The following is a 22,999-nucleotide window of genomic DNA, read 5'->3' as shown; positions in this document are numbered from 1 at the left end:
ATGGAAGCAACATTGACGAAGAAAGATGGCAAAATCCAAATGGATAAGTCTTTCGAGTTCATGTGCAGCACACTTCGTAATGGAGAATACACTGTAACCATTAAGAAAAAAACACAGCCGAGAACATTAAATCAAAATGCTCTCATGTGGAAATGGTTTCAGTGTATTGGTGCCTGTTTGCGTGAATACACAGGTGAAGAGTATTGGAGCACTGCTGCTGGAGTTCAGGATATACATGACTTGTATTGTAAGAAGTTTCTTGTGAAACAGGTTCATGTGAATGGTAAGGTGGAAACTATTGTGCGAGGAACAAGTAAACTTAATACTTTAGAGATGCATAATTTCATGGAAAGCGTGAAAATAGATGCGGTCACCGAGTTTGGTATTACACTTCCATTGCCTGAAGACCAGCATTACTTAGATTTTATTCATGAGTACCAAAACCGGTACTAATTAATCCTTTTATAATTTATGATTGCAAATTTGAGAAACTACGAACCCGAGACAATCGAGTTTGTAGTTCCCGATTCTATTCGGGAAAAATTTCCCCCTGTTTTATTTCAGGGTTCTACGAATGTAGATGAATTGATAAAGTTGGTGAATGAGCATTTCAATGCTACATTCCCTGAAAGTGAGGTGACACAACGTTTACTGGATGAATTTGAAATTTCCGAAATTCGTGAAGAGTATTGCATCAAGCAAGAGAATGAGGTCCCCAAACGCGAACGTGAACTGTTGGAAGCCATTGAACGTGCAAAGAAAATTAAGAGTGATGCACAAGACAGGTTAGCTTCTATTAAGACTGAAATTAAAGACCTGGCTGCCGAGGTCAAAAAGGGGACGAGGGAGTATCATCTTTCAAGTAAGAATACGATCCGGTTTGCTCTTGATGGATATTTCCTGTATTATTCATGGGTGAACGGTGAGTTTAAGCTTGTGAAAGCTGAAAAAATTCCTGATTGGGACAAACGTTCTCTTTGGGCACAGGAAGATCGAAACAGAAAAGCGATGCTTGATTTGTTTGGTATTGAATATCCTGAAGTAGAACGTCCTATTGATGATACAGAAGATTATGGGGACAAGTTCGAAGAAGACCTGTCTGATAAACTTCCTGAAGAAGAACCGGAAGACGATGAGTAGATTGCAGCACAAAAAAGGCAGGAAGTCCAACTATGTGAAGCGGCTTGTGAATAATCCAGATTGGGAAGAAGCCAAGCGTAAAGTTCGTATTAGGGACGGACATAAATGCCAGATGTGCGGTAAAGACTTTAATTTAGAGATTCACCACAAAACATACAGGGTTAACGGAAAATCAATCGTTGGTCATGAGCTTGAACATCTTGATTGTCTCGTTACCCTTTGTGGTGACTGTCATTTGAAAGTTCATAAATATCACATCAAATTATGACATACCAGTTAAGAGACTACCAAAAAAGTGCTAGTGATGCAGCGGTCAGCGTTTTTAAATCCAAGGAAAAGAAAAACTACGTGATAGTTCTTCCCACTGGTGCCGGGAAGTCCCTTGTCATTGCCAATATAGCTGCACGGATAGACGGGCCGCTGATAGTGTTCCAGCCTAGCAAGGAAATACTCGAACAAAATTTTGCGAAACTTCAATCATACGGCATATTCGATTGTGGAGTTTATTCAGCTTCTGCCGGAAGAAAGGATATCAATCGTATTACGTTTGCTATGATTGGTAGTGTGATGAAACACATGAGTTTCTTCAAACATTTCAAGCACGTTCTGATTGATGAATGTCATTTAGTGAATCCGGAGAAAGGAATGTATAAGGAATTCTTTGAAGATGAGCAAAGGAAAGTTATTGGGCTGACAGCGACTCCTTACAGATTATGTTCAGGAAGAGGTGGTGCTATGCTTAAATTTATAACTCGTACCCGGCCAAAGGTTTTCACTGATGTTATTTATCACTGTCAGGTGAGTGAACTACTTGCTAAAGGATTTCTCGCAAGTTTGAAATACTATGATATTACAAAGTTGGATTTAAGTAGAGTCAGGACTAATTCTACTGGTGCAGATTACGATGAAAAAAGTCTTCTGCAAGAGTTTGAACGTGTGGACATATACAAAGATATAGTTGGATGGACAAAACGTCTGTTGAACCCCAAATCGGGCATACCACGCAAAGGTATTTTAATATTCACGAGGTTTATTCGTGAAGCTGAAAAACTGGCTTCCGAAATTCCTAATTGTGCGATCGTTAGCGGTTCTACTCCAAAGGAAGAAAGGGCACGAATTCTGAAAGGTTTTAAAGATGGAAGAATAAAAGTTGTTGCTAATGTCGGAGTACTTACAACCGGATTCGATTACCCGGAGCTTGATACGATTGTTCTTGCACGTCCAACCAAATCCCTTTCCCTCTATTATCAAATGGTCGGTCGTGTTATTCGTCCCTGCCAAGGTAAAGAGGGTTGGGTTGTTGATTTGAGTGGGAATTTCCGGCGTTTTGGGCGTGTTGAAGAGTTACGCATAGAACAGCCTGAAAAGGGAAAATGGTGTATAATGAGTCGTGGCCGTCAATTAACCAATGTAGTATTTTAATTATCATGTGGAGAAATTACAAGAAGAAAGAAAAGAAAAAGCCTCTTTTCGAGGTAGAAGGTGTTAAGGTCAAGAAGAAACCTGATCTTGTCGATAAACTAGACAGAATATTTAGTTTATTCATCCGTTATCGTGATACGATGCCTAATGGATATTTTCAGTGTATTTCATGTGGTAAAATAAAGCCTTTCAATAAAGCAGATTGCGGTCATTACATCAACCGCCAACACATGAGTACTCGCTTTGATGAAATGAACTGCAATGCTCAATGTTCACATTGTAACCGCTTCATGGAAGGAAATATTCAGGATTATCGCAGACGTCTAGTTGCCAAGTATGGTGAACGAAATGTGCTGATCCTGGAAGCCAAGAAAAATGTTACTAAGCAATTTAGTGACTTTCAATTAGAAAAGCTGATTACTCATTACAAGGAAGAAGCGAAAAAACTGAAGGAAGCAAAAGGTCTGTGAGTTTTATTACTAATCGGAGTATAATCCCTTAAAATATGGAAAGAAATTCATTCATCTTTTATAAAGGGTGGAGAGAAGCAATCAAGGATTTGCCGGATGATGTCAGGCTGGAGATTTACGAAAGCATAATTGAGTATGCGACAACGGGAAATCTTCGGGGGTTGAAACCTATGGCAAATATTGCTTTCAACTTTATAAAGATAGATATAGACAGGGATACTGAAAAGTATATGTCTATTGTGGAAAGGAATAAGAGCAATGGTTCTAAGGGGGGACGTCCGAAAAGTGAAAACCCAAAAGAACCCAAAGAACCCACAAAACCCACTGGGTTATTTGGAAACCCAAAAGAACCCACAAAACCCGATAATGATAATGAATATGATAATGATTATGTAGATGATAATGATTCTCATTTAAAAAAGAAAGAAACTTCTCCTAAAGGAGAATCAAAGAAAGACGAGCTTTCTTTGTTCCCCGAGGAAAAGATTGATTGGGGTGGGCTAATGGATTATTTTAATTCCACGTTTAAAGGTAAACTTCCTGCTATAAAGTCCATAGATGCAAAACGAAAGAAAGCTATTAAAGCACGTGTCGCACAATACGGGAAGCAAGCTATATTCGATGTGTTCCAATTGGTTTTAGACAGTCCTTTCTTGCTTGGACAAAACGATAAAAATTGGAGGTGCACTTTTGACTGGATATTCTTGCCTACAAAATTTACAAATATTTTAGAAGGTAACTATAATGGAAAACGAACTGATACTGCGGCCACAAGAAGAGAATCGGTTAGCAGTCTTACGGACCTCGCCGAAGAACTACTGCAAAGCTCTATGCCCAAAGAAGGTTGAAGATGTATTTCAAAGTGATGAACCTTCTATTGGCACTATCATAAGAAAGTTTGGTGAACCACAGGCTAGAGCAGTGCTGGTCATATTGATAGCTGATGCCTTGGAGTTTTTCAATGTCAGTAATACAATGTCTGCTACCCAAGTTGCTACTACAGTAGATTTAATCATTGAAGAATATCCCTATATGAAAACTGATGATTTTAAACTGTGTTTCAAGAATGCAATGAAAATGAAATATGGTGAAAATTACAATCGTATTGATGGTTCTATCATTATGGGATGGCTTCGTGAATACAACAAAGAACGTTGTGCTGTTGCTGATAATCAGTCATGGAATACTCATAAGGCTAAATTGTCAGGGGAAACGAGTTTTACAAGTGGCTTGTCGTATGAAGAATACCGGAACGAACTCAAACTTAGAGTTGAGCAAGGAGATGAAGAAGCTGCTAAAGCGTTAAGTCTCTCAAATGAAATAATCTCTTATCTAAACAAAAGAGAATATGGCAAACAAGAAGCAGAAGGTGACAATTTACTGGAACACTAGGCATATCAAACTTGAAGATATTCCTGAAGTGAAAAGAAGAATACGGGAGCGTTTTGGTATTCCTAATCACACAACTGTTAATGGTGAAACGGATTGTTATATCCGTGAGGAAGATATGGAATTGCTTCGGGAAACGGAAAAACGTGGCTTCATTCAAATACGTAATAAGCCCGCATGAAAATGGCGTTAAAATGGCGAAGTTTCTGTTTGCATAACTTGTCATTTTACGATAACTTTACTGATGTAATGAATTAAAAGTCAAACCAATATAATTAAATTATGGAAGTACAAAACATTAGAATTGACCTTATCAGTCCTTCTCCTTTGAATCCGAGAAAGACTTTTGATGAAGCAGCTCTTGAAGAGCTTGCAAGCAACATTGAAAAGCAAGGTTTATTGCAACCTATCACTGTCAGAGTTGCTAAATCCGAGGAGATGACTAACCTAGAAATCGGAGATGTTACCCCATTACCTTACACATACGAAATTGTTTGCGGTGAGCGTCGTTTCCGGGCTGTGTCACTTTTGAAAGCAAAGGAAGATGAAGCGAATGTTGCAAAAATCAAAGCCCATCGAAAAAAGTCGGAAAAATTTCAGACAATATCCTGCATTGTCAGAGAAATGACAGATGATGAGGCTTTTGAAGCGATGATTACCGAGAATCTTCAAAGAAAAGATGTTGATCCCATCGAAGAAGCTTTTGCCTTTGCGCAGTTGGCTGAAAAAGGACGAACTTTGGAAGATATCGCTCTTAAAATAGGAAAGTCTACCCGGTTTGTTTTTGACCGTATTAAATTGAATTCTCTTATTCCTGAACTAAAAGAGCGGGTAAGAAATGGAGATATACCATTGTCCGGTGCTATGATTCTTTCTAAATTGGATGAAGATACTCAAAAAGAGTTTCATGAGGAGGAGGAAGAACAATGTACTACTGCTATGATTCGAGAATTTGTGAGTAATTCTTTCATGGAGCTTGGTAACGCACCTTGGATTAAAGATGATTCCGATAATTGGGAAAATACCGATATTAAATCATGTTCTCAATGTGAGAATAATACGTGTAATCATGGTTGTTTGTTCTATGAAATGAATAGTAAGGATGCTAGATGTATCAATGCTGCTTGCTATGAGAAAAAACAGATTGCTTATGTGACGCGGAAAATTCAACTAGAATATGAACATCTTGTTAAAGTTGGCGAACCTCTTTCATTTGGAAAAACAGTAATTATCGCTAGACGTCCCGATACATATTGGGGAGAAGATAGAAAGGTTTTCTATGAAAAAACTTTGGAAGCTGTTAAACAACTTGGATTTGAAATAGTTGATCCTGATGAAATCTTTAGATGTAAGTGCTGGTATTCAGAAGATGATGAACGCACTTTGAAAATGCTTGAAGATGGAGAAGTTTATCGTTGTCTTTCATTTTTTGGACATTATTCTCCCGAATTTAACGTTAGTTTCTATTATGTTAGAAAAGAAACGGCTTCCTCTACTTCCGCCGTTGCCGATCTAAAAGAGATAGAAAGGGAAAAAATAAACGCCCAATTAAAAAGAGCGAAGGATATAGTCAAGGAGAAGTCTGCTGAAGAAATGCGCAAGTGGGCGCAAGAGAAAACATATTATCAGAGAACAAAAGAATTCTCTGAAAATGAACAACTTGTTTTTGATGTGCTGGTTCTTAGCGGTTGTAGCAGTACTTATCTTGAAAAACTGAATTTAAAAAAATGGAATGGTGAGAGTGATTTTGTAAATTATGTCAAGAACAACCAAGCTGACCGACACCAATGGTATAGAGCCTTTATTGCTGAATGCTTATCATCGAATAATGTGAATTTCTACTCCTATTTGCAAAAGTGTCAGAAAATCCTTTTTGCAGAACAATATCCGGATGATTTCAAAGCGCTCTCTAAGAAACTTGCGGATTCATATGATAAGAAAGAAAAGAAGCTCAAAGAAAGACTGAAAGAACTAAATAACGATAACACAGAGGAAGCCTAGTGGTTTCCTCTCTTTATTGACGCACTTATGAAAACGTGGACTGACGAACAACTTGCTATACTTGACAGTGAGTACCCGACTGCTGATTTAAAAGAACTTGCTAGGCGTCTTGATAAAACACTTAGTGCTGTTAAAACAAAGGCCTTGATTCGAAAACTTAGGCGCTCTCCGAGAATCTCGTTTTGGAATAGTGAGAGACTTGATAAATTGAAAAAGTTGTATCCCAATCATACTAATGAGGAAATAGCACAGATATTAGGTACCACTTATTCTGCTGTAAATGGAGTTGCATTTAAATTACGGCTCTTTAAATCTAAAGAATTTAAATTTCAATGCGCTTCTAAAAGCTTCTTTCCCAAAGGCCACCAACCGATGAACAAGGGACGTAAGCAAACGGAATATATGTCAGAGGAACAATTAGCAAAAACGAAAGCTACTCGATTTAAGAAAGGACATGTCCCCAAAAATCATAAACCAGTCGGTTATGAACGCATAACTCGTGACGGTTACATTGAAGTGAAAACTGCCGAACCGAATGTCTTTGAACTTAAACATCGGCTTGTATGGATTGAGCATAATGGAGAAATCCCCCCTGGTTATAATATTCAGTTTAAAGATGGCAACAGGCAAAACGTTTCCATTGAGAACCTTTACATGATTAGTCGTTCTGAACAATTAAAAAAAGAGAATTCTTTGTATGCCCGATATCCGGAAGATGTTCAGTACCTAATCAAACTAAAAGGAGCTTTGAATAGACAAATTAATAAAGCAACAAAAAAGAATGAATCATGACTGATGGAGCAATAGATAGATTGAAAGAAATGGTTAATAAACCATTCCTTTATCAGAATGAAGAAGTTGTAATTCTCAATTACTGTGACGGTACCGGTGATGATGGTACCGAAGTTGAGATATACTTGAATAATGGCAAAGTATTGGTATTTAGTATGTTTGATTTGGCTTCCAAATTGAATCGTTTTCGGCCAATAACAAACACAGTTGTCGTGTTGGCTAATGAACGGTTGAATAAGGTGTCTACAGTGAACCCTACCATTTTACAAGATTTGAGGAATTTGGTTCTTCAACAAATTAAGGATGTGAAAGAAGATCCTAGTAAAGTGAGCCAAGCAAAACAAGTTTTCCAAGGGGTTAATACCGTAATCAATCTTGCTAAGACAGAATTAGAGTACAGGAAATATTTAGATACAACAGACCCCTCAAAATAAATAATAGTATGCTGATAGATAAAGAATATGTTCATTGGTTTCGCATCAGAGACCAACCTAATAGAATCGTGTGAGATTATTCATAGTCTAACAATTTAACCCGATCGATATGATAACATTGAATAGGTTTGCCCAGAGATGCTTGAATATCATGAGGAAGCGCTTTAAGATGAATGAGCATAGCTCAAGAAAAGCGTTTAGCATAAGAATTGAAGCCGTTTGGAGAAAATTCGATATTGCTTCTAAATATAGGAGTGATAATCTTCCTAAATATTCGGAAGATGAAGAATTGGCAGCCGAGATGATAATTTACCTTGTTGCCTATTTAAAAAGATTTGGTTGTGAGGACATTGAACAGCTTATCAAAGATAAGATAGAGTTCGATGATAGAAAAAATGATTAGGTGTTGTTACTGACTGTTTGTGTTGTTGATTTTGTGTTGTTGATTTTAATATAGTTAGTTATGACAGAGATTATTCAAGTCTGCCTACTTGATTTTAATAAGGGGCAGCTCACGGGATTGCCGAAAAATCCACGTTTTTTTCGTGATTACCGCTTTGAAGCGATGAAGAAAAGCATTCAGGATTCGCCAGAGATGCTTGAGCTTCGAGAACTTATAGTTTTTCCCTACAATGATGGCAGATATATTGTTGTTTGTGGTAATTTACGTTTGCGAGCTTGCAAGGAGTTAGGTTATAAAGAACTGCCTTGTAAAATTCTGGCACCTGATACCCCCGTTAAGAAGTTGAGGGAATATGCCACTAAAGATAATGTCAATTTTGGTGAGAATGATTTGGACGTTATGGAAAACGAGTGGAATAAGGCGGAACTCCAAGATTGGGGCATCGAATTTGCCCCGGAGAAGAAAGAGGATGAATTTAAAGAGCGCTTCGATGCCATCACGGATGATACAGCCATTTATCCTCTCATTCCAAAGTATGACGAAAAACATGAGTTGTTTATCATCACCTCAAGTAATGAGGTAGATAGCAACTGGCTTCGTGAAAGGCTGGACATGCAGCACATGAAGTCGTACAAAACCGGGAAAATAAGTAAATCCAATGTAATTGATATAAAAGACGTTCGCCATGCCCTGCAAGATAGTAATACCAAGTCATAAACGCCATGACCGGGTGTTCGCTAAAAAGTTGGTGAACGATCCTATCATTTGCGTTGCTGAAAGTCAAGCTGACTTATATCAACAATTTAACCCGGAATGTGAAATTGTTACTCATCCTGACGACGTTATGGGCCTCATCCCGAAACGTAACTGGATGGCAAAGCATTTTGGAGAACTTTTCATGCTTGATGATGATGTCCATGCCTGCAAACCTATTTATGTGGAAAAAGGAGAACCTAGCCGGATAAAGGATAAAGATAAGATAACCAATATCATTCAGTCATTATTTGAGATGGCCAGTATGATGGATGTACATCTGTTTGGCTTCACCGCTCGGATATCGCCGGTAATGTATGATGAATCCGCTTTTCTTTCTCTTTCGAAAATGATAACCGGTTGCAGTTATGGAGTAATCTATAACAAAAACACTTGGTGGAATGAGGAAATACGTTTGAAGGAAGATTTTTGGATTTCTTGTTACATGAAGTACAAAGAACGTAAGGTTTTAACCGATTTGCGGTATAATTTTGAGCAAAAGAACACTTTTGTAAACGCTGGTGGGCTTGCTTCTATAAGGAATCAGGAAGAGGAACGTAAATCTATCCTCTTTATCAAAAAGAATTTTGGTGATAGTATTTTGCTAAAGAGTGCAACCACTAATGGGAAAGACAAAACAAAGCAGCTCGTTCAATATAATATATCATGCAAATTCAAATTCTAATAGTCTGTAAAAAAGGCGTTTAAATGGCGTCCATTCTGTTTGTCATATTCGCCTTTTTTAGCTAATTTTACTGATGTAATAAACTAAAAGTCAAACCATTAAATTAGAATTATGATTATAAGAACAGTTTGCGGATATGATTTCTTTGAGGTGAGTTCTGCAATGCAGAAAGCCATTAGGCGAGCCGACACCGGGGTAGCCGGCTTTTTTGCATTGGAACTTTGGGCGAGTGGGTACCGCGATTATGTGTGGAAGCGTCTGTTTACCATTAGTGCTGAAGATTGCTATGGAATCATTACTAAAGAGATAGAAGCATTGTGGCAGGGGCATGAGCTGGTAAACAAGACTGCTACTGAACCCAAAGGGAGGATATTTGTCAGTAAAGCTGTTATTCTCCTTTGTGAATGTAGAAAGAATCGTGATGCGGATCATTTGCAAAACTTCATCTATGATAGAAAGGATATTGATATAGAAAAGTGGATAAATGATGTCAGGCGTTACCCTATTCCTATTCCAGATTACACTTTCGATGTACATACACGAAAGGGTAAAAAACATGGGAGAACCAAAGAAGAATTCTTTCAGGAAGAATACAAGGCGTTACAACCTCGTGTTCCTGGTTTATTCGATGATTTGGTTCAACCCAGTCAACCAAAGTTATTTAATGATGAAACCACGGCTAAGTAGCTGTGGTTTCATCATTTTTCATATAAGTCAAACCAATTTAATTAAAAAAATGAACACGTATTACAAATTTGCGCCAAATGTATTTTTGGCAAAGTGTGATGAGAAGCACGAAAAAGGTGAAACTATTGAAGTTACCACCAAGTATGGAAAAGAAAATGAATGTATTGTTTTCAACCTCATTTACGAACGTGATGGATTCTATTACTACTCAATCGTACGGGCTGATGGCTTTAATGTGCAAGAGTGGGCCAAACAAAGAGCTGAACGTCGTCATGAATGGGCTACATCTGCTGTACAGAAAAGCTGTGAATATTACAACAAGTCCAATAAAGATAAGGATTTTCTTTCTCTAGGTGAGCCTATCAAAGTGGGACATCATAGCGAGAAGCGACACAGAAAAGCGATAGATGATGCGTGGAACAATATGGGGAAAAGCGTTGAGTTTAGCGATAAGGCTGCCGAACATGAAAGAGTTGCGAAGTATTGGGAAAAAAGGGCTAATACGATAAACTTGTCCATGCCGGAAAGTATAGATTTCTACGAACATAAGTTGGAACAAGCAAAAGAATATCACGAAGGATTGAAGTCCGGTAAGTACCGACGCGAGCATACATACGCTATGGCTTATGCCAATAAAGCAGTAAAAGAGGCTAAAAAAAATTATGACCTTGCAGTAAAGCTGTGGGGCGATGTTTAATAATTTGTAGTATCTCAAATAATTTACTATGAGAGAATTATCAAAAGAAACCTCATTACAAAGGGTAATGAGGGCTTCAGGTCGTGTACCTGTACAATGCTCATGCAGTGTTTGTAAACAACAATGTCATACGCCATGTTTAGGTACTCCTGATGATATTGAACGAATTATTGATGCAGGTTATGCCGACAGGTTAGCGCTGACGAACTGGGCTGCTGGTATATTCTTAGGGGTTATTAATATTGCTATTCCGATGATTCAGCCCGTTGCTGGTAAGGAGTATTGTGCTTTTTTCGAGAATGGACTGTGTATCTTACATGATAAGGGTTTGAAGCCCACTGAAGGACGTTTGTCTCATCACACAGTCAGGAAGGATAACTTCAATCCTGCTATGAGTATTGCTTGGAACGTTGCAAAAGAATGGCTGATGCCGGAGAATGAGGATGTACTTTCTCGTGTAGTAAATAAATTCTTGAATGCGAGGAAGCCATGAATGTGTGTCAATCAATACCTCGTAGAGATTGTAAGGTGTTTGCTAAATGTGGAGCAAAATCCTTATCACATTGCCGGCGGCACCGCGAAACTGATGAGAAGTGTAAAAGTTGTACTCTAATTCGTCGTAAGCCGCGTAATCGGATTATAGATGATTCAGGACGTGAAATGAAAAAATGTACCCATTGCGGAAATTACTTCTACTTGAACCGGTTCTACAATCGTATAGTGGTGAGAAAAGGTAAGGAATATCATTTGTTGACTTCCTGGTGCCGTATGTGTATGTCACAGATTAATAATCAGAGGGCAAAGAAGAAAAAGTGACTTGTCTATTAAATTTTTTGTATGAAATATTATGCTTCAGTCAGCTTTGGAAAGGATTCCTTGGCAATGCTTTTCATGCTAATAGATAAAGGATATCAGTTGGATGAAGTCGTTTTCTATGATACAGGTATGGAATTTCAGGCAATCTATAACACTCGTGATGCTGTTCTTCCAATTCTTAAAAAACTTGGCATTAAATATACAGAACTGCATCCGGAGCAACCTTTTCTTTGGACAATGTTTGAAAGGCCGGTTAAGAAAAGAGGGACCAATATTATCCATAAAAAAGGATATAGTTGGTGTGGGGGAACATGCCGGTGGGGAACGAGTGAAAAACTTCGTGCATTGAAAGCTCACACAAAAGACGGAATTGATTATGTCGGTATTGCTGCCGATGAGACCCATCGCTTTGAAAAGGAAAAACGACCAAATCGGGTTTTACCACTTCGTGATTGGGGCATTACTGAAGCAGATGCACTCCAGTACTGTTACACAAAAGGCTTTGTTTGGCATGAGGATGGAGTAAGGCTATATGAACTACTTGATCGTGTGAGTTGCTGGTGTTGTGGAAATAAGAACTTGAAGGAGTTGAAGAATATGTATTTGTACCTTCCATGGTATTGGAAAAAGCTGAAAGAACTTCAGTTAAATACCGATAGACCCTATCGGCGTAATAGTGGAGAAACCATTTTTGATTTAGAGGAAAGATTTAAACGTGAAATGCAACAAAAATAGTTATTATGATTCCCTTATGTATAAATGGAAAAGATTATTATGATCGAGAAGAAGCACTTGCTGCTTGGTTCGAGGAATGGTTAATGAAACAAGACTTTGAGCAAGATCTTATTGATCGAGAGCTGGAGCTTGAATATCGAAAGACTCATCCTGATTGGAACACTCCTTATGTGATGTATGGTGTTCGTAAAAAACATAAGTGTATCCAAAAGAATGAAATTGCCGTGTTTTATGACTTGTTACCGAGACAAAAGCGTGCTCGTACTGCTGAAACACATTGGTATAAAGTATTGTACAAGAGAAAGGCCACTCCTGAAGAAGTTGAGTCACTCGAGGCTGGGGAATATACCCGTAGATATTTGGTGTATTCCCTGTTTATTGAGAAGAAAATGACTCTTGACAAGGCTTTATCTCTTATAGTTGCCGATGATAAATTATTAGGAATTGCTGATAATACCATCTCTGAAATTGTAACAGCCTTTGAGACTTTCTTTAACCGTAAATTTAGAATTTATAAACCCGAGTTTACAACTCAACTTAATTTATTTACAGATTAATATGAAAACAACAATTATTTCATGTGTGATTTTGTTTGTGTTCCTGCTATATGTAGGACACTTTTCTATAACAATCAAGCCGTTCACAGCCCAACTTCCATACTGGAATCGTTCGCTCGGACTGTTTTTGTTGATCCTCTCTTTTATAGTGTATAATGCCGGTGAACATGCAAAAGGCTATCTTGATGGATTAAGAGAGAGTGAGAGAATAATACTTGAATTGTTGAAGAAAAAGACCGAGTAAAATGGCGTTAAAATGGCGAAGATTCTGTTTGCTAAACTTGTCAATAAAGATTACCTTTATAGACGTAAAGCATTAAAAGTCAATCAACATGAAGAGGAATGAAAAAATAGAAAAATTAGAAAGACTAGGTATTTTCAATCAATGGAAATATAATACAGAAAGAGCAAATGAGACATTTAATATTGAGTGTCCTGACTTCTCAATGACAAATGAAGAGCGGATGAACAATTTGTTAGATGTTGATTGCTGTTTTCATCGGTTTCTAGCTATTTCATTCCCTTTTAATGGTACTCCTGAAGGCGTTGCTTTTTGGGAGAATATTGCAAAAAAATAATCGAACTTAATTGAATTGAAATTATGAGTAAAAAAGATTTAATAGAGCAGAACATCACAAGAGTTCAAGAATATGTGAGGGAACTGATTGAAGATGCAAAGTGGAATAATGGTGTTTCGGAAACTCTTGAATCTACTTCAATAATTGTAGGTAATAGTGATGATATCTATGATTTTGCAATTTTATTTGCTTCTAATAGTGAATGTGTTTATTGTGAATTCATAGATAGTAAAATAGAGTACATTGATTGTGAATTAGATTGTGAAATATGCCAATTTGAAGGAAGAATAATTTTTCAATATATAAACGGAAAATTTCATAATCCTGCTAGTCAAATTATCGAACTATCAAAGTTGCTGATGAAAGGCGAATTAAGAGACACAAAAAGTATCTTTTGTTCTATGGTACTTCGATTAATGGATACTGAAGAATACAGTAACAATTATTGTAAATCTTTGGATTTAGTTCTGAGGCTGTTTCCTGAAATAGATGGAGAATTATTAGAAAAGGAATTGGATAGATATATTTAAGCATTACAAGGATGAGTAAAATGAATTTAAATGAATTAAGAGACAAAGCATATAAAACAGCTTGTGAACATGGGTTTCACGATCAAGAGCTAAGTAACAATCATTTTCTTTGCCTTGTGATTTCTGAACTGATGGAAGCTGTGGAAGCAGATAGAAAAGGAAGGCGTGCTAATGTTGATCGGTATAATAAGAAGATTGCTAACAGCCGCATTTGTCAAGGATTGGATTCTGACATTCCCAAAGAGCGCGGTTACGAAGTTGCATATAACGAAACCATTAAAGGTTCAATCGAAGAAGAATTAGCTGATGCTGTTATCCGCTTGCTTGATCTTGCAGGACTTCGAGGAATAAACCTTGAACTTGCCAATGGAGATATTGATGACTGTATTGAAGATATGGCAGAAGCCTGTAAAGGCGAAACTTTTACCGAATCAATCTATTCCATCTCTACACTTCCTGTTAGGTATGACGGAATATTTGATTTTCCTACAGCCGTGAATGATATGATACTATCTATCTTCGGGCTTGCCAAGCACTTAGATATAAACCTGCTTTGGCACATCGAGCAGAAAATGAAGTATAACGAACTCCGTGAAAAGATGCACGGGATGAAGTATTAACTCTCAAATCAAAAAAATGGATGATAAACGAAAACAAATATTGGTAGATTACATATCCTACCTGTATACGACGGGTAGGAGCTATGATAGCATCGGGAAATACATCAAATATGTGACTGATTTTCTTGAAAATTCCGAAGAAATCAATCGTCATGGTTATTATAAATATAAACATAAAAATGCTGATGCTATGGTGCGCCATTCGTTTATGTGTGAGGCTGTTTGTGATTTATTGTCTTATCTTAAAATCGGATATGGCCGACGGGAAAAGGCTGTAAAGCCTTTGGAGAAACTTGAGGTTATTTCAGAGAAGAATAAGAAACTGCTTAATGATTTTATAATATGGTTGACTGATAACAATGATTATTCCTCTCACACAATTGATGTCTATTATACCTCGTTGAGAAAATATTTTGAATACGCCAATGAACTAAATATGGATAATTGCAGACGATTTATAAAAAGCCTTGAAGAGGAAAAACTTTCTCCAGCTACCATTCGATTACGTATTACAGCCATTGAGAAGTTCTCCAAATGGGTGAAGAAACCTATTGAACTGAAACGACCTAGAATGAAACGCAAGTTGGATGTAAACAATGTGCCGACAGAAGAGGAATATAATAGGTTACTGGAGTATCTGAAAACAAAACTCAACAAGGATTACTATTTCTTCATTAAGGTATTGGGTACTACAGGAGCTCGGCTCTCGGAGTTTCAGCAATTCACGTGGGAGGATATAGCGGCCGGCGAAGTTGTTTTGAAAGGGAAAGGGAACAAGTATCGGCGTTTCTTTTTCCAAAAGCAATTGCAGAGGGAAGTGAAGGACTATATAAAGGAGACAGGCAAGTCCGGTACTCTTGCTGTTGGGAGATTCGGGCCGTTGACTCAAAGAGGTCTTTCACAGCATCTGAAAGTATGGGGTAAACATTGTGGTATTGATTCGAAAAAAATGCACGCTCACGCCTTCCGGCACTTCTTTGCTAAAATGTTCCTGAAGAAAACCAAAGATGTAATTCAATTAGCAGACCTTCTTGGTCATGGTAGTGTAGATACAACAAGAATTTATTTACAAAAAAGTTATGATGAACAACAAAGAGACTTTAATAAAAACGTTACGTGGTAGTGTAGCCCAGCTCAATGAATTGTCGGATATGACTGAAGGCATAGATGTTTATGACGCTGCCGGATATGTTGATACTGAATTTCTTATGGAAGCGCTTTCCTGTGTTAATACTTTCATGGATGCGAGTAATATGGTTATTGCGAAAATATCTTCGCTGTTAGCGCCAGACGCTCCAGATGATGAAAAGAAGAAGCAGGCTGATGAAGGTAAGAAATGGAATGTGGAAGAAATACTGAAACATTGTACTCTTGAGGATAGTGTTCTCAAACTTCCGAAAGTACAATTCAATAAGAAATCCTATGCTGAAGCAAAGAAATGGATAGAAGAAGCTGGCGGCTCATGGCAGGGAGGTAAGATACAGGGATTCACATTTCCTTTTAATCCGGAACGTGTGTTCTCCATCTTGAAAGAAGGTAAGCGATGCGATTTGCAAAAAGATTTTCAGTTCTTTGAAACACCTGCTGATATTGCAGACTGGCTGGTAATGCTTGCCGGTGGAATTCACGAAACAGATACCGTACTTGAACCAAGTGCCGGACGTGGTGCTCTGATAAAAGCGATTCACCGGTCGTGCCCGTCAGTAACAGTTGAATGCTATGAACTGATGCCAGAAAACAGGGAGTTTCTTCATACACTTGATAACGTAATATTGCTTGATGAAGATTTTACGAAAGACAGTGTAGGACATTACACTAAAATTATTGCTAATCCTCCGTTTTCCGGTAATCAGGATATTGACCATGTAAGACTTATGTATGAACGCTTGGAAGAAGGTGGAATTCTTGCAGCTATTACCAGTCAGCATTGGAAATTCGCGTCTGAAAAGAAATGTGTTGACTTCCGGGAATGGTTGGAAGAAGTTCATGGAGAAGTTTTTGAAATCGGAGCAGGTGAATTCAAGGAAAGTGGAACGACTGTTAGCACTATGGCAGTTGTAATAAAAAAGTAATTCAAAACTAGTAATGAAGAAAATGATATTAATATACACTCTTCTCACTTTGATAGTGGGATGTGCTTCACCGAGAAAATATAAAGAGAACCGCTTTACAAAACAGTTTCAAGAAGTGGATTCGATGTTTAATGAAAAGTACAAGCTACATGAAGATTAAGTACATACGATTGAAAGATAAAGAGCATGTTTGCGACTATTGGCTTATACTCGCTTATCGTTCGCTTTTACAGCGTGCAAGAAAAAGCCGGAAACGGAAAGAGTTTGCTCGAAGAATAATTCGACTTTGCAAAGGTTCAGATAAGCGAATAACGGATATATCAGATGATTATAGATTTTGGACTGCCAAAGAAATGTATGATACTATCGTCAGTAAATAACTCTCAAAACAGAATAGTATATGAAAATAATAGCAAAACAAGGTTCAGAGCTTGAGAAGCTACTGAAACAAATGAATGAACGGCTTTTGCGTGAACAAGATGAAGCTAAAGATATGATTCAGGAATATTGTGGTTCAAGACCAGATAGTATCGGTTATGTTTGGGCGTTTGGCTTCACTGCCGAGTGGTTTTATACACTTATCGGTTTTGAAAATAAGGAGTTTGTTCCTGAAAAACTGATTCCGAATAATGATGATAAGAAGCATCTGTGTTGGAAAATCAATAAACGAAAGAAGGAGGGTCGAGAATTTATTGATAAATGGTGTAGAAAATTTCGAGGTATAGATGGTAGACCTCTTAATAAATTGGGGATTCCGGTAATGCACGAAGAAACAGGACGCTATTTCCATTGGCTCCCACTTGAAAAAGATGGTGTTTATTACGTTTCAGTAGGTTCTTCCATTCTTGAATGTATGCCATCGGCAAAAAGTGAGCAGTTTGAGATAGAAGTTTAACGTATAACAATGAAGAAAGGAGCCAATATGTTTGAGCCAAAAACAAAAGCCATTACCCGATGGGGACTTACTATTCGAGGTACTGATGTGTTTTTTCCAAAAAAGGAAACAACTATAAAAATTGGAAGATTGACACTAAAGATGAATCCGGAAACTCGAATGTTTGAGGAATACCGGCTTTGGGATTTAACTTCGGGTGTTCCTGAATTGATTGATGAACAGAGATTTGATAGAACGATTTTAATTCAATAAAAGATAGAGATGAACGAAAATATTGAATTACCTGAAGAAAAAGAACCATTGCTGATAGGCAAGGATACGAATGGGAAAATTGTGATCCAAAAAGGAAAACAGAAAATCATTGTTCATGCTTGGGAAATAAAACTTTTAAAGAAGATAGTTTTTTGCATAACTGAAGAATAACGATAAAGAAATGAAGAAAAATAAAGGATTTACAACACCATGCTATATGGCTGTTAAAGACGGAAATCACGCTAATCGTCTACTGATAGCATTAAAAAGTATAGGCGACAGAAAAGTATATGGAATACCAGAGAATATTACATATCCTTGTGTTTGTGGAGTATCCACGAACATTATATCATTCGGTGAATTGAATGATTTAGCCGGATTCATTAATTGTGAAGAAAGTGAGGATTTGTTTCTTGCTTTAGCATCCCTGCGAAATGATTCAGATATTCATCAATGGTTTACTGATGGTGAGAAATGGGTAATCAGCGATATCCATTCTCTTCTTGAACTAAAAGAGTATTTCCAGTTAATTAAATTCGACTACTCAAAAACTCACAAGGCAACAGCCGAAGAACTTATCAAGCATTTTAATTCGTAACAATGAAGTAATGAACATCGGATTAATTGACGTTGATGGTCATAACTTTCCAAATTTCGCTCTTATGCGTGCCTCTGCATATCATAAAACGAAAGGAGATCAAGTAGAATGGGCTACACCTTTCAGCAGATACGACAAGGTGATGGCAAGCAAAGTGTTTACTTTCACTCCGGATTTCAACTATCTGACATTGCAGGCTGATGTAATCGAAAAAGGTGGTACCGGGTATAAAATTGCAAGCAGACTTCCTGAAGCAGTGGAGAACAGTTCATTGATGGACTACTCCATTTATCCCCAATATCCTTTTTCCATACAGTTTTTTAGCAGGGGATGTATTCGGAAATGCCCGTTCTGCCTCGTTCGTGAGAAAGAGGGATACATTCAGACCGTTGAGCCGGTGGGGTTGAACCCGAAAGGAAAGTGGATTGAAGTGTTAGACAACAACTTTTTTGCGAACCCGGAATGGAAAAATGCCGTAAGCTATCTTTTGAAAACTAGACAACCTATAAAGTTACATGGCGTAGATGTTCGCATAATGGACGAAGAACAGGCGTATTGGTTGAATAAACTAAAGATGAAACAGAATATTCACATTGCTTGGGATTTACCTCAAATAGATTTGACTGATCGGCTGAAAGAAATGATCAAGTATGTGAAGCCTTATAAGATTACTTGCTATGTCTTGGTCGGCTTCAATTCTACCATTGAGCAGGATTTGTTTCGGCTTAACACATTGAGGAGTTTAGGTATTACTCCGTTTGTTCAACCCTACCGGGATTTCACGAATAAAAGAAAGCCTAAACAATATGAGTTAGACCTTGCAAGGTGGGCAAATAAAATGTGGCTGTTTAAGTCATTTGACTTTGTAGACTTTTCGCCTCGTAAGGGATTTAGATGCGATTATTATTTAAAGCAATTTGCGTAAAACTAATAAAAATGAAAGCAATAACAATAAAACAACCGTGGGCCTCTTTGATAGTCCACGGTATTAAAGACATTGAGAACCGTACTTGGCCGTGTCCTAAGAAATATTTAGGGCAGAGGGTACTGATTCATGCAAGCGGTAAACCTTTGAATTACGATAATTTCTATGATTCAATACTTACCAATGAGCAGTTATTGGCATTACCGGAAAACAAAGAGTGGAAAGATTTTAGTTTTTGTACAGGCTCCATTATCGGTAGCATTGAGATAGTGGATTGTGTACAGAATCATTCTTCCATCTGGGCTGAAAAAGAAGTTTATAACTGGGTATTAGCTAATCCAATACTTTTTGAAAGTCCTATTGAGAATGTAAAAGGTAGACTTTCTTTTTGGGATTATCTTGGTATCAAATAAGTAGAAATTGAACGTTCTGAATGCGGAAGTATAGAGAAAACTGTTGAATAATACAACCACTCTTTTCCCTATATTCTTGTACAGTTACAATAAATATAATAATTGGGTATATAATCATTTGTTTGTAGAATCAGCTATAAATTCATGAAAAAGAGAGTTAATAGTCTGAATTACGATTTCTTTTTCTGTATCATATCCAGATATAGGAAGTTCGAGGGCAATAATGTTATTGAATATATCAAATTTCTTTAATAAAGAAATTGTTTTGAGAGTTGATTGCGAGCTCATTGAATTGAATAGTATGACTGTTAACTCATCTGAGGATAATTGTGCTCTAAATATTTTAGAATAGTCATTGGGGTATTTAAAATTTTGGATTGAATCCAACAGATAATATATGTTTCTATGGTATTGCCCTAAATATTGTCCATATTGCCCATATAAATAATCTCCGACATTTCTTATGAACTTATAGAGCTGTTGGTATCTTTTTTCTATACAAATCCTATTACAGATTGATGCAACAATTATACGATACATTTCATGAATTTTGCTTGACATTATTATGCCTTTTATTTCGTATATAGTATCGTAATAATATTTGGGATCCCTACTTTTTAATAATACATTTAATTCTGTAGTTGAATGAACTCCAAACTTAGTATAAATCTCCAGAAATGCTTGCTCGTCTAACTTACTGACTTGTGTTAATTCTGATGGAAATTTTTCTCCATCTTTTATAAAATGATATATTACATAAGCATAGAATAATGAACGCGCTTCATGTGCGTATGCTTTGAATGCTTCAATTCCTGTTTTCTCAATTTGGTGTTCAGTATATTTGTTGGTGTCGACTTGATGCTGATATAATCCCAACAAATTATAAAATGTTGACCTTTCATTATCAATTTGTCTATTTATTTGTGAGTCTTTTATTGTATAAAGTACTCCAATGAAAGCAAGTAATCCTGTAATTGAACCTAAATAACTGCCGAAATCAGCAAAATCATTATGATTATAGGACAGTCCGTGATGAAATCTATATACATATACTAATATTAATATTAGAGTAAATATGGCTGTTGCAATTAATGCGTATTTGATTATATCTATTTGCGGTCTTTTCATTTTATTTGATTTTATATTTTATACAGCTACAAATGTAGTGTATTCTATTTTGAAGTTAATGTTTTTTTGAGTTTTTTACTAACAATATGTTGAATTTGGATATACGAGAGTTTGATATATCCTTTATTTTTTTGTGATGATGAGAAGAATGATTGTAACCGGCAGTGAGGGGTTTATAGGAAAAGCCCTTTGCCGCGAATTGACAAAAAGAGGTGTTGAAGTCATAGGACTTGATCGAAAGTCTGGTACTGAAGCCACAAAAGTATGTGAGCTCCTGAAAAATGGGGGTATTGATTGTGTGTTCCATTTGGCAGCGCAAACTAGTGTGTTTAATGGAAACCTGGAACAGATCAGGAAGGATAACATTGATACTTTCATGCGAGTAGCTGATGCTTGCAATCAAAATCATGTGAAGTTAATATATGCCAGTTCGTCAACGGCTAATCCGGAGAATACCACTTCTATGTATGGAATAAGCAAGTATTTCGATGAACAGTATGCATCTATCTATTGTAAGGCTGCGACCGGGTGCCGGCTGCATAATGTATATGGACCTAATCCGCGAAAAAGAACTCTTCTCTGGTTCCTGATGGAAAAGGAAAACGTGTCATTATACAACTGTGGTCAGAATATCCGGTGCTTCACTTACATAGATGATGTCATTGAGGGGCTTATCTATTCGGTGGGTTGTAACCGGCAACTTATCAATATTTGTAACGTCCAACCTGTGACTACTATGTATTTTGCTTCTTTAGTAAGATACTACAAACCGCTTGAAATTGAGCTAATTAATGAAAAACGGGATTTTGACAATTTAGAGCAGTCGGTGAACCGGGATATCTATTTAGTACCTTTGTCTTACACATCTGTCGAGGACGGAGTAAAGAAGATCTTTGATGAAAGGAAAGGGAAAGATATGTCGTATTGATGACTGGGATAAGCCGGAAGCGGTGAAATATAAGAGCTGGTCTCATCAGGAACGGTTATGTGATCTGAAAGAAAAGGTATCACTTCATAAAAAGGGTGATATCTATTACATCTCCCAGTTCACCCGTTCCAAGACTGGTACCAGCTTTTCAGAAATTAAACAGTCGGAGGAACTTGCATCATTCTTTGCAGAGAGAGCGTGTGAGTTTCTCCACCGCTTCATAGTAGGGGGATATGAAGGATGGTGTATAGTCACCACACCGCGACGGAGACACAACGAGGGCTTTCATTTTTCAACCTCTATCTGTACGAAAATTGCGGGGGCGGTGAAAATACCATTCTATGAGAATGCAATCCAGTGCCTAACTAAAGATAGATTGAATCCAGAATTCTTTCTTCTTCGTCCGATAAAGGAAAAGAAAATAATAGTGTATGATGACATATTAACAACTGGCAGCACACTGCTTGCCACCTATGAGCTTTTAAAGGATAGAGAGCAGCTTCTTTTTCTCGTAGGAATAAATAACAAATGATATGGGAAAGCAAGAGAAACCATTAACATTCAAGCAAGAGAAATTCTGTAAATACTACGTTGATACAGAAGGTAATGCTAGTGAAGCATATAGGATGTCTTATGATGCGTCAAAGATGAAACCTGAAACGATTTGGAGTGCTGCTAGCAGATTGTTAGCCAATAGCAAGGTTAGTGCAAGGATAAGTGAGATTAAGCAACAGAGGGCGAAAGAGACTGAAGTAGAGAGGAAAACGGTCGAGAAGGTATTAATGGATATTGTACTCGCTGATCCCGATGATTTACATTATGTAGACCCTGTTACCGGGAAAACAAAGATGAGAAGTCCGTCCCAACTTCCAAAGCGCGCCCGTAATGCGTTGAAGAAGATTCAGAATAATAGAGGAGTGGTTAATTATGAGTTCAACGGCAAGACAGAAGCCGCCCGGATTCTTGGTGCCTGGAATGGATGGGAAGCCGATAAGAATGTCAACATCAAAGGTGGAGACGGAAATAAAGTCGGTGAACTTCGTATCGGATTTGAAGATAATGAGAATTCGGAAGAATAG

37 protein-coding genes are annotated in these 22,999 nt (G+C 37.3%); 36 read left to right on the top strand and 1 reads right to left on the bottom strand.

Annotation, left to right across the window (positions count from 1 at the left end; translation table 11 throughout):
- From CZ225_RS13670 to CZ225_RS13515, 33 genes are all read left to right on the top strand, one after another.
- Positions 1-453 (top strand): NinB/YbcN family protein, encoded by a 453-nt coding sequence (locus CZ225_RS13670; RefSeq protein WP_044917615.1) that lies wholly within the window; start codon positions 1-3, stop codon positions 451-453.
- 18 nt (positions 454-471) lie between these two features.
- Complete coding sequence (locus tag CZ225_RS13665) at positions 472-1,140, top strand: hypothetical protein (RefSeq protein ID WP_004300209.1); 669 nt, start codon at positions 472-474, stop codon at positions 1,138-1,140.
- The gene (locus tag CZ225_RS13660; protein WP_004300210.1) at positions 1,133-1,408 is read left to right on the top strand and encodes an HNH endonuclease; all 276 of its coding nucleotides are present in this window, start codon (positions 1,133-1,135) and stop codon (positions 1,406-1,408) included. Before CZ225_RS13665 ends, CZ225_RS13660 begins: the two co-directional genes overlap by 8 nt.
- The gene (locus CZ225_RS13655; protein ID WP_008999323.1) at positions 1,405-2,562 is read left to right on the top strand and encodes a DEAD/DEAH box helicase; all 1,158 of its coding nucleotides are present in this window, start codon (positions 1,405-1,407) and stop codon (positions 2,560-2,562) included. Before CZ225_RS13660 ends, CZ225_RS13655 begins: the two co-directional genes overlap by 4 nt.
- A 5-nt stretch (positions 2,563-2,567) precedes the next feature.
- Positions 2,568-3,032 carry a recombination protein NinG gene (locus tag CZ225_RS13650; RefSeq protein WP_004300212.1) on the top strand — a complete coding sequence of 155 codons (465 nt, stop codon included), beginning with the start codon at positions 2,568-2,570 and terminating at the stop codon, positions 3,030-3,032.
- A 35-nt stretch (positions 3,033-3,067) separates the two neighbouring features.
- Positions 3,068-3,880, top strand: a complete 813-nt coding sequence (locus CZ225_RS13645; protein ID WP_004300213.1) for a DUF6291 domain-containing protein — start codon at positions 3,068-3,070, stop codon at positions 3,878-3,880.
- Between the two features lie 127 nt (positions 3,881-4,007).
- Positions 4,008-4,424 carry a hypothetical protein gene (locus CZ225_RS24700; protein ID WP_008999325.1) on the top strand — a complete coding sequence of 139 codons (417 nt, stop codon included), beginning with the start codon at positions 4,008-4,010 and terminating at the stop codon, positions 4,422-4,424.
- The gene (locus CZ225_RS13635) at positions 4,381-4,602 is read left to right on the top strand and encodes a hypothetical protein (protein ID WP_004318822.1); all 222 of its coding nucleotides are present in this window, start codon (positions 4,381-4,383) and stop codon (positions 4,600-4,602) included. Before CZ225_RS24700 ends, CZ225_RS13635 begins: the two co-directional genes overlap by 44 nt.
- A 101-nt stretch (positions 4,603-4,703) precedes the next feature.
- Complete coding sequence (locus tag CZ225_RS13630) at positions 4,704-6,422, top strand: ParB/RepB/Spo0J family partition protein (protein WP_077154469.1); 1,719 nt, start codon at positions 4,704-4,706, stop codon at positions 6,420-6,422.
- Between the two features lie 27 nt (positions 6,423-6,449).
- Entirely contained in the window at positions 6,450-7,214 is a 765-nt protein-coding gene (locus CZ225_RS13625) for an HNH endonuclease signature motif containing protein (RefSeq protein ID WP_004300217.1), read from the top strand.
- Positions 7,211-7,648: a hypothetical protein gene (locus CZ225_RS13620; protein WP_004300218.1), complete on the top strand. Its 438-nt coding sequence runs from the start codon at positions 7,211-7,213 to the stop codon at positions 7,646-7,648. Before CZ225_RS13625 ends, CZ225_RS13620 begins: the two co-directional genes overlap by 4 nt.
- Before the next feature lie 109 nt (positions 7,649-7,757).
- Positions 7,758-8,051, top strand: a complete 294-nt coding sequence (locus tag CZ225_RS13615; RefSeq protein WP_004318818.1) for a hypothetical protein — start codon at positions 7,758-7,760, stop codon at positions 8,049-8,051.
- 60 nt (positions 8,052-8,111) lie between these two features.
- Positions 8,112-8,768, top strand: a complete 657-nt coding sequence (locus CZ225_RS13610; RefSeq protein ID WP_004311535.1) for a ParB N-terminal domain-containing protein — start codon at positions 8,112-8,114, stop codon at positions 8,766-8,768.
- On the top strand, positions 8,737-9,489 hold the full coding sequence (locus CZ225_RS13605; RefSeq protein ID WP_004300221.1) for a GREB1-related protein: 753 nt from the start codon (positions 8,737-8,739) through the stop codon (positions 9,487-9,489). Before CZ225_RS13610 ends, CZ225_RS13605 begins: the two co-directional genes overlap by 32 nt.
- A 111-nt stretch (positions 9,490-9,600) precedes the next feature.
- Entirely contained in the window at positions 9,601-10,176 is a 576-nt protein-coding gene (locus CZ225_RS13600) for a hypothetical protein (protein ID WP_004300222.1), read from the top strand.
- A gap of 49 nt (positions 10,177-10,225) precedes the next feature.
- Positions 10,226-10,873 carry a DUF3560 domain-containing protein gene (locus CZ225_RS13595; RefSeq protein ID WP_004318814.1) on the top strand — a complete coding sequence of 216 codons (648 nt, stop codon included), beginning with the start codon at positions 10,226-10,228 and terminating at the stop codon, positions 10,871-10,873.
- 28 nt (positions 10,874-10,901) lie between these two features.
- Positions 10,902-11,366 carry a hypothetical protein gene (locus CZ225_RS13590; protein WP_004300224.1) on the top strand — a complete coding sequence of 155 codons (465 nt, stop codon included), beginning with the start codon at positions 10,902-10,904 and terminating at the stop codon, positions 11,364-11,366.
- Complete coding sequence (locus CZ225_RS13585; protein ID WP_008999330.1) at positions 11,363-11,689, top strand: hypothetical protein; 327 nt, start codon at positions 11,363-11,365, stop codon at positions 11,687-11,689. Before CZ225_RS13590 ends, CZ225_RS13585 begins: the two co-directional genes overlap by 4 nt.
- 21 nt (positions 11,690-11,710) lie before the next feature.
- Complete coding sequence (locus CZ225_RS13580; protein ID WP_008999331.1) at positions 11,711-12,424, top strand: phosphoadenosine phosphosulfate reductase domain-containing protein; 714 nt, start codon at positions 11,711-11,713, stop codon at positions 12,422-12,424.
- Positions 12,425-12,429: 5 nt separating this feature from the next.
- Complete coding sequence (locus CZ225_RS13575; protein ID WP_077154468.1) at positions 12,430-12,981, top strand: hypothetical protein; 552 nt, start codon at positions 12,430-12,432, stop codon at positions 12,979-12,981.
- A 1-nt stretch (position 12,982) separates the two neighbouring features.
- On the top strand, positions 12,983-13,225 hold the full coding sequence (locus CZ225_RS13570; protein WP_077154467.1) for a hypothetical protein: 243 nt from the start codon (positions 12,983-12,985) through the stop codon (positions 13,223-13,225).
- 88 nt (positions 13,226-13,313) lie between these two features.
- The gene (locus tag CZ225_RS13565) at positions 13,314-13,559 is read left to right on the top strand and encodes a hypothetical protein (RefSeq protein ID WP_024986976.1); all 246 of its coding nucleotides are present in this window, start codon (positions 13,314-13,316) and stop codon (positions 13,557-13,559) included.
- Positions 13,560-13,582: 23 nt separating this feature from the next.
- Positions 13,583-14,089 (top strand): hypothetical protein, encoded by a 507-nt coding sequence (locus CZ225_RS13560; protein WP_004311540.1) that lies wholly within the window; start codon positions 13,583-13,585, stop codon positions 14,087-14,089.
- Between the two features lie 11 nt (positions 14,090-14,100).
- Positions 14,101-14,709 carry a nucleoside triphosphate pyrophosphohydrolase family protein gene (locus CZ225_RS13555; RefSeq protein ID WP_077154466.1) on the top strand — a complete coding sequence of 203 codons (609 nt, stop codon included), beginning with the start codon at positions 14,101-14,103 and terminating at the stop codon, positions 14,707-14,709.
- A gap of 16 nt (positions 14,710-14,725) precedes the next feature.
- Entirely contained in the window at positions 14,726-15,832 is a 1,107-nt protein-coding gene (locus CZ225_RS13550; protein WP_077154465.1) for a tyrosine-type recombinase/integrase, read from the top strand.
- Complete coding sequence (locus tag CZ225_RS13545) at positions 15,789-16,781, top strand: SAM-dependent methyltransferase (RefSeq protein ID WP_077154464.1); 993 nt, start codon at positions 15,789-15,791, stop codon at positions 16,779-16,781. The genes CZ225_RS13550 and CZ225_RS13545 overlap by 44 nt, the downstream gene beginning before the upstream one ends.
- Before the next feature lie 149 nt (positions 16,782-16,930).
- Complete coding sequence (locus tag CZ225_RS13540) at positions 16,931-17,161, top strand: hypothetical protein (protein ID WP_077154463.1); 231 nt, start codon at positions 16,931-16,933, stop codon at positions 17,159-17,161.
- A gap of 20 nt (positions 17,162-17,181) precedes the next feature.
- Positions 17,182-17,676: a hypothetical protein gene (locus CZ225_RS13535; protein WP_077154462.1), complete on the top strand. Its 495-nt coding sequence runs from the start codon at positions 17,182-17,184 to the stop codon at positions 17,674-17,676.
- Between the two features lie 9 nt (positions 17,677-17,685).
- The gene (locus CZ225_RS13530) at positions 17,686-17,928 is read left to right on the top strand and encodes a hypothetical protein (protein WP_229109709.1); all 243 of its coding nucleotides are present in this window, start codon (positions 17,686-17,688) and stop codon (positions 17,926-17,928) included.
- A 9-nt stretch (positions 17,929-17,937) separates the two neighbouring features.
- A complete protein-coding gene (locus CZ225_RS23680) occupies positions 17,938-18,099 on the top strand; it encodes a hypothetical protein (protein WP_159441771.1) in 162 nt (53 codons plus the stop codon).
- A 10-nt stretch (positions 18,100-18,109) separates the two neighbouring features.
- Positions 18,110-18,526, top strand: a complete 417-nt coding sequence (locus CZ225_RS13525; RefSeq protein ID WP_077154461.1) for a hypothetical protein — start codon at positions 18,110-18,112, stop codon at positions 18,524-18,526.
- 10 nt (positions 18,527-18,536) lie between these two features.
- Positions 18,537-19,451 (top strand): hypothetical protein, encoded by a 915-nt coding sequence (locus CZ225_RS13520; protein WP_077154460.1) that lies wholly within the window; start codon positions 18,537-18,539, stop codon positions 19,449-19,451.
- An 11-nt stretch (positions 19,452-19,462) separates the two neighbouring features.
- Positions 19,463-19,864 (top strand): ASCH domain-containing protein, encoded by a 402-nt coding sequence (locus tag CZ225_RS13515; RefSeq protein ID WP_004318802.1) that lies wholly within the window; start codon positions 19,463-19,465, stop codon positions 19,862-19,864.
- Between the two features lie 114 nt (positions 19,865-19,978).
- On the opposite strand, the gene CZ225_RS13510 is transcribed toward CZ225_RS13515, so the two are convergent.
- A complete protein-coding gene (locus tag CZ225_RS13510) occupies positions 19,979-20,992 on the bottom strand; it encodes a putative phage abortive infection protein (RefSeq protein WP_004311547.1) in 1,014 nt (337 codons plus the stop codon).
- Between the two features lie 136 nt (positions 20,993-21,128).
- On the opposite strand from CZ225_RS13510, the gene CZ225_RS13505 reads away from it, so the two are divergent.
- The 3 genes from CZ225_RS13505 to CZ225_RS13495 are packed head-to-tail and all read left to right on the top strand — an operon-like array spanning position 21,129 to position 22,999.
- The gene (locus tag CZ225_RS13505) at positions 21,129-21,920 is read left to right on the top strand and encodes an NAD-dependent epimerase/dehydratase family protein (protein WP_077154459.1); all 792 of its coding nucleotides are present in this window, start codon (positions 21,129-21,131) and stop codon (positions 21,918-21,920) included.
- The gene (locus CZ225_RS13500; RefSeq protein ID WP_004318800.1) at positions 21,889-22,452 is read left to right on the top strand and encodes a phosphoribosyltransferase; all 564 of its coding nucleotides are present in this window, start codon (positions 21,889-21,891) and stop codon (positions 22,450-22,452) included. Before CZ225_RS13505 ends, CZ225_RS13500 begins: the two co-directional genes overlap by 32 nt.
- A 1-nt stretch (position 22,453) precedes the next feature.
- Positions 22,454-22,999 (top strand): terminase small subunit, encoded by a 546-nt coding sequence (locus CZ225_RS13495; RefSeq protein ID WP_004311550.1) that lies wholly within the window; start codon positions 22,454-22,456, stop codon positions 22,997-22,999.

The sequence above is a fragment of the Bacteroides bouchesdurhonensis genome (assembly GCF_900155865.1).
In the GTDB taxonomy this organism is placed as follows: Bacteria; Bacteroidota; Bacteroidia; order Bacteroidales; family Bacteroidaceae; genus Bacteroides; species Bacteroides bouchesdurhonensis.
The sequence above is the reverse complement of the archived record's forward strand: the minus strand, read 5'-3'. Positions and strand labels throughout refer to the sequence as shown.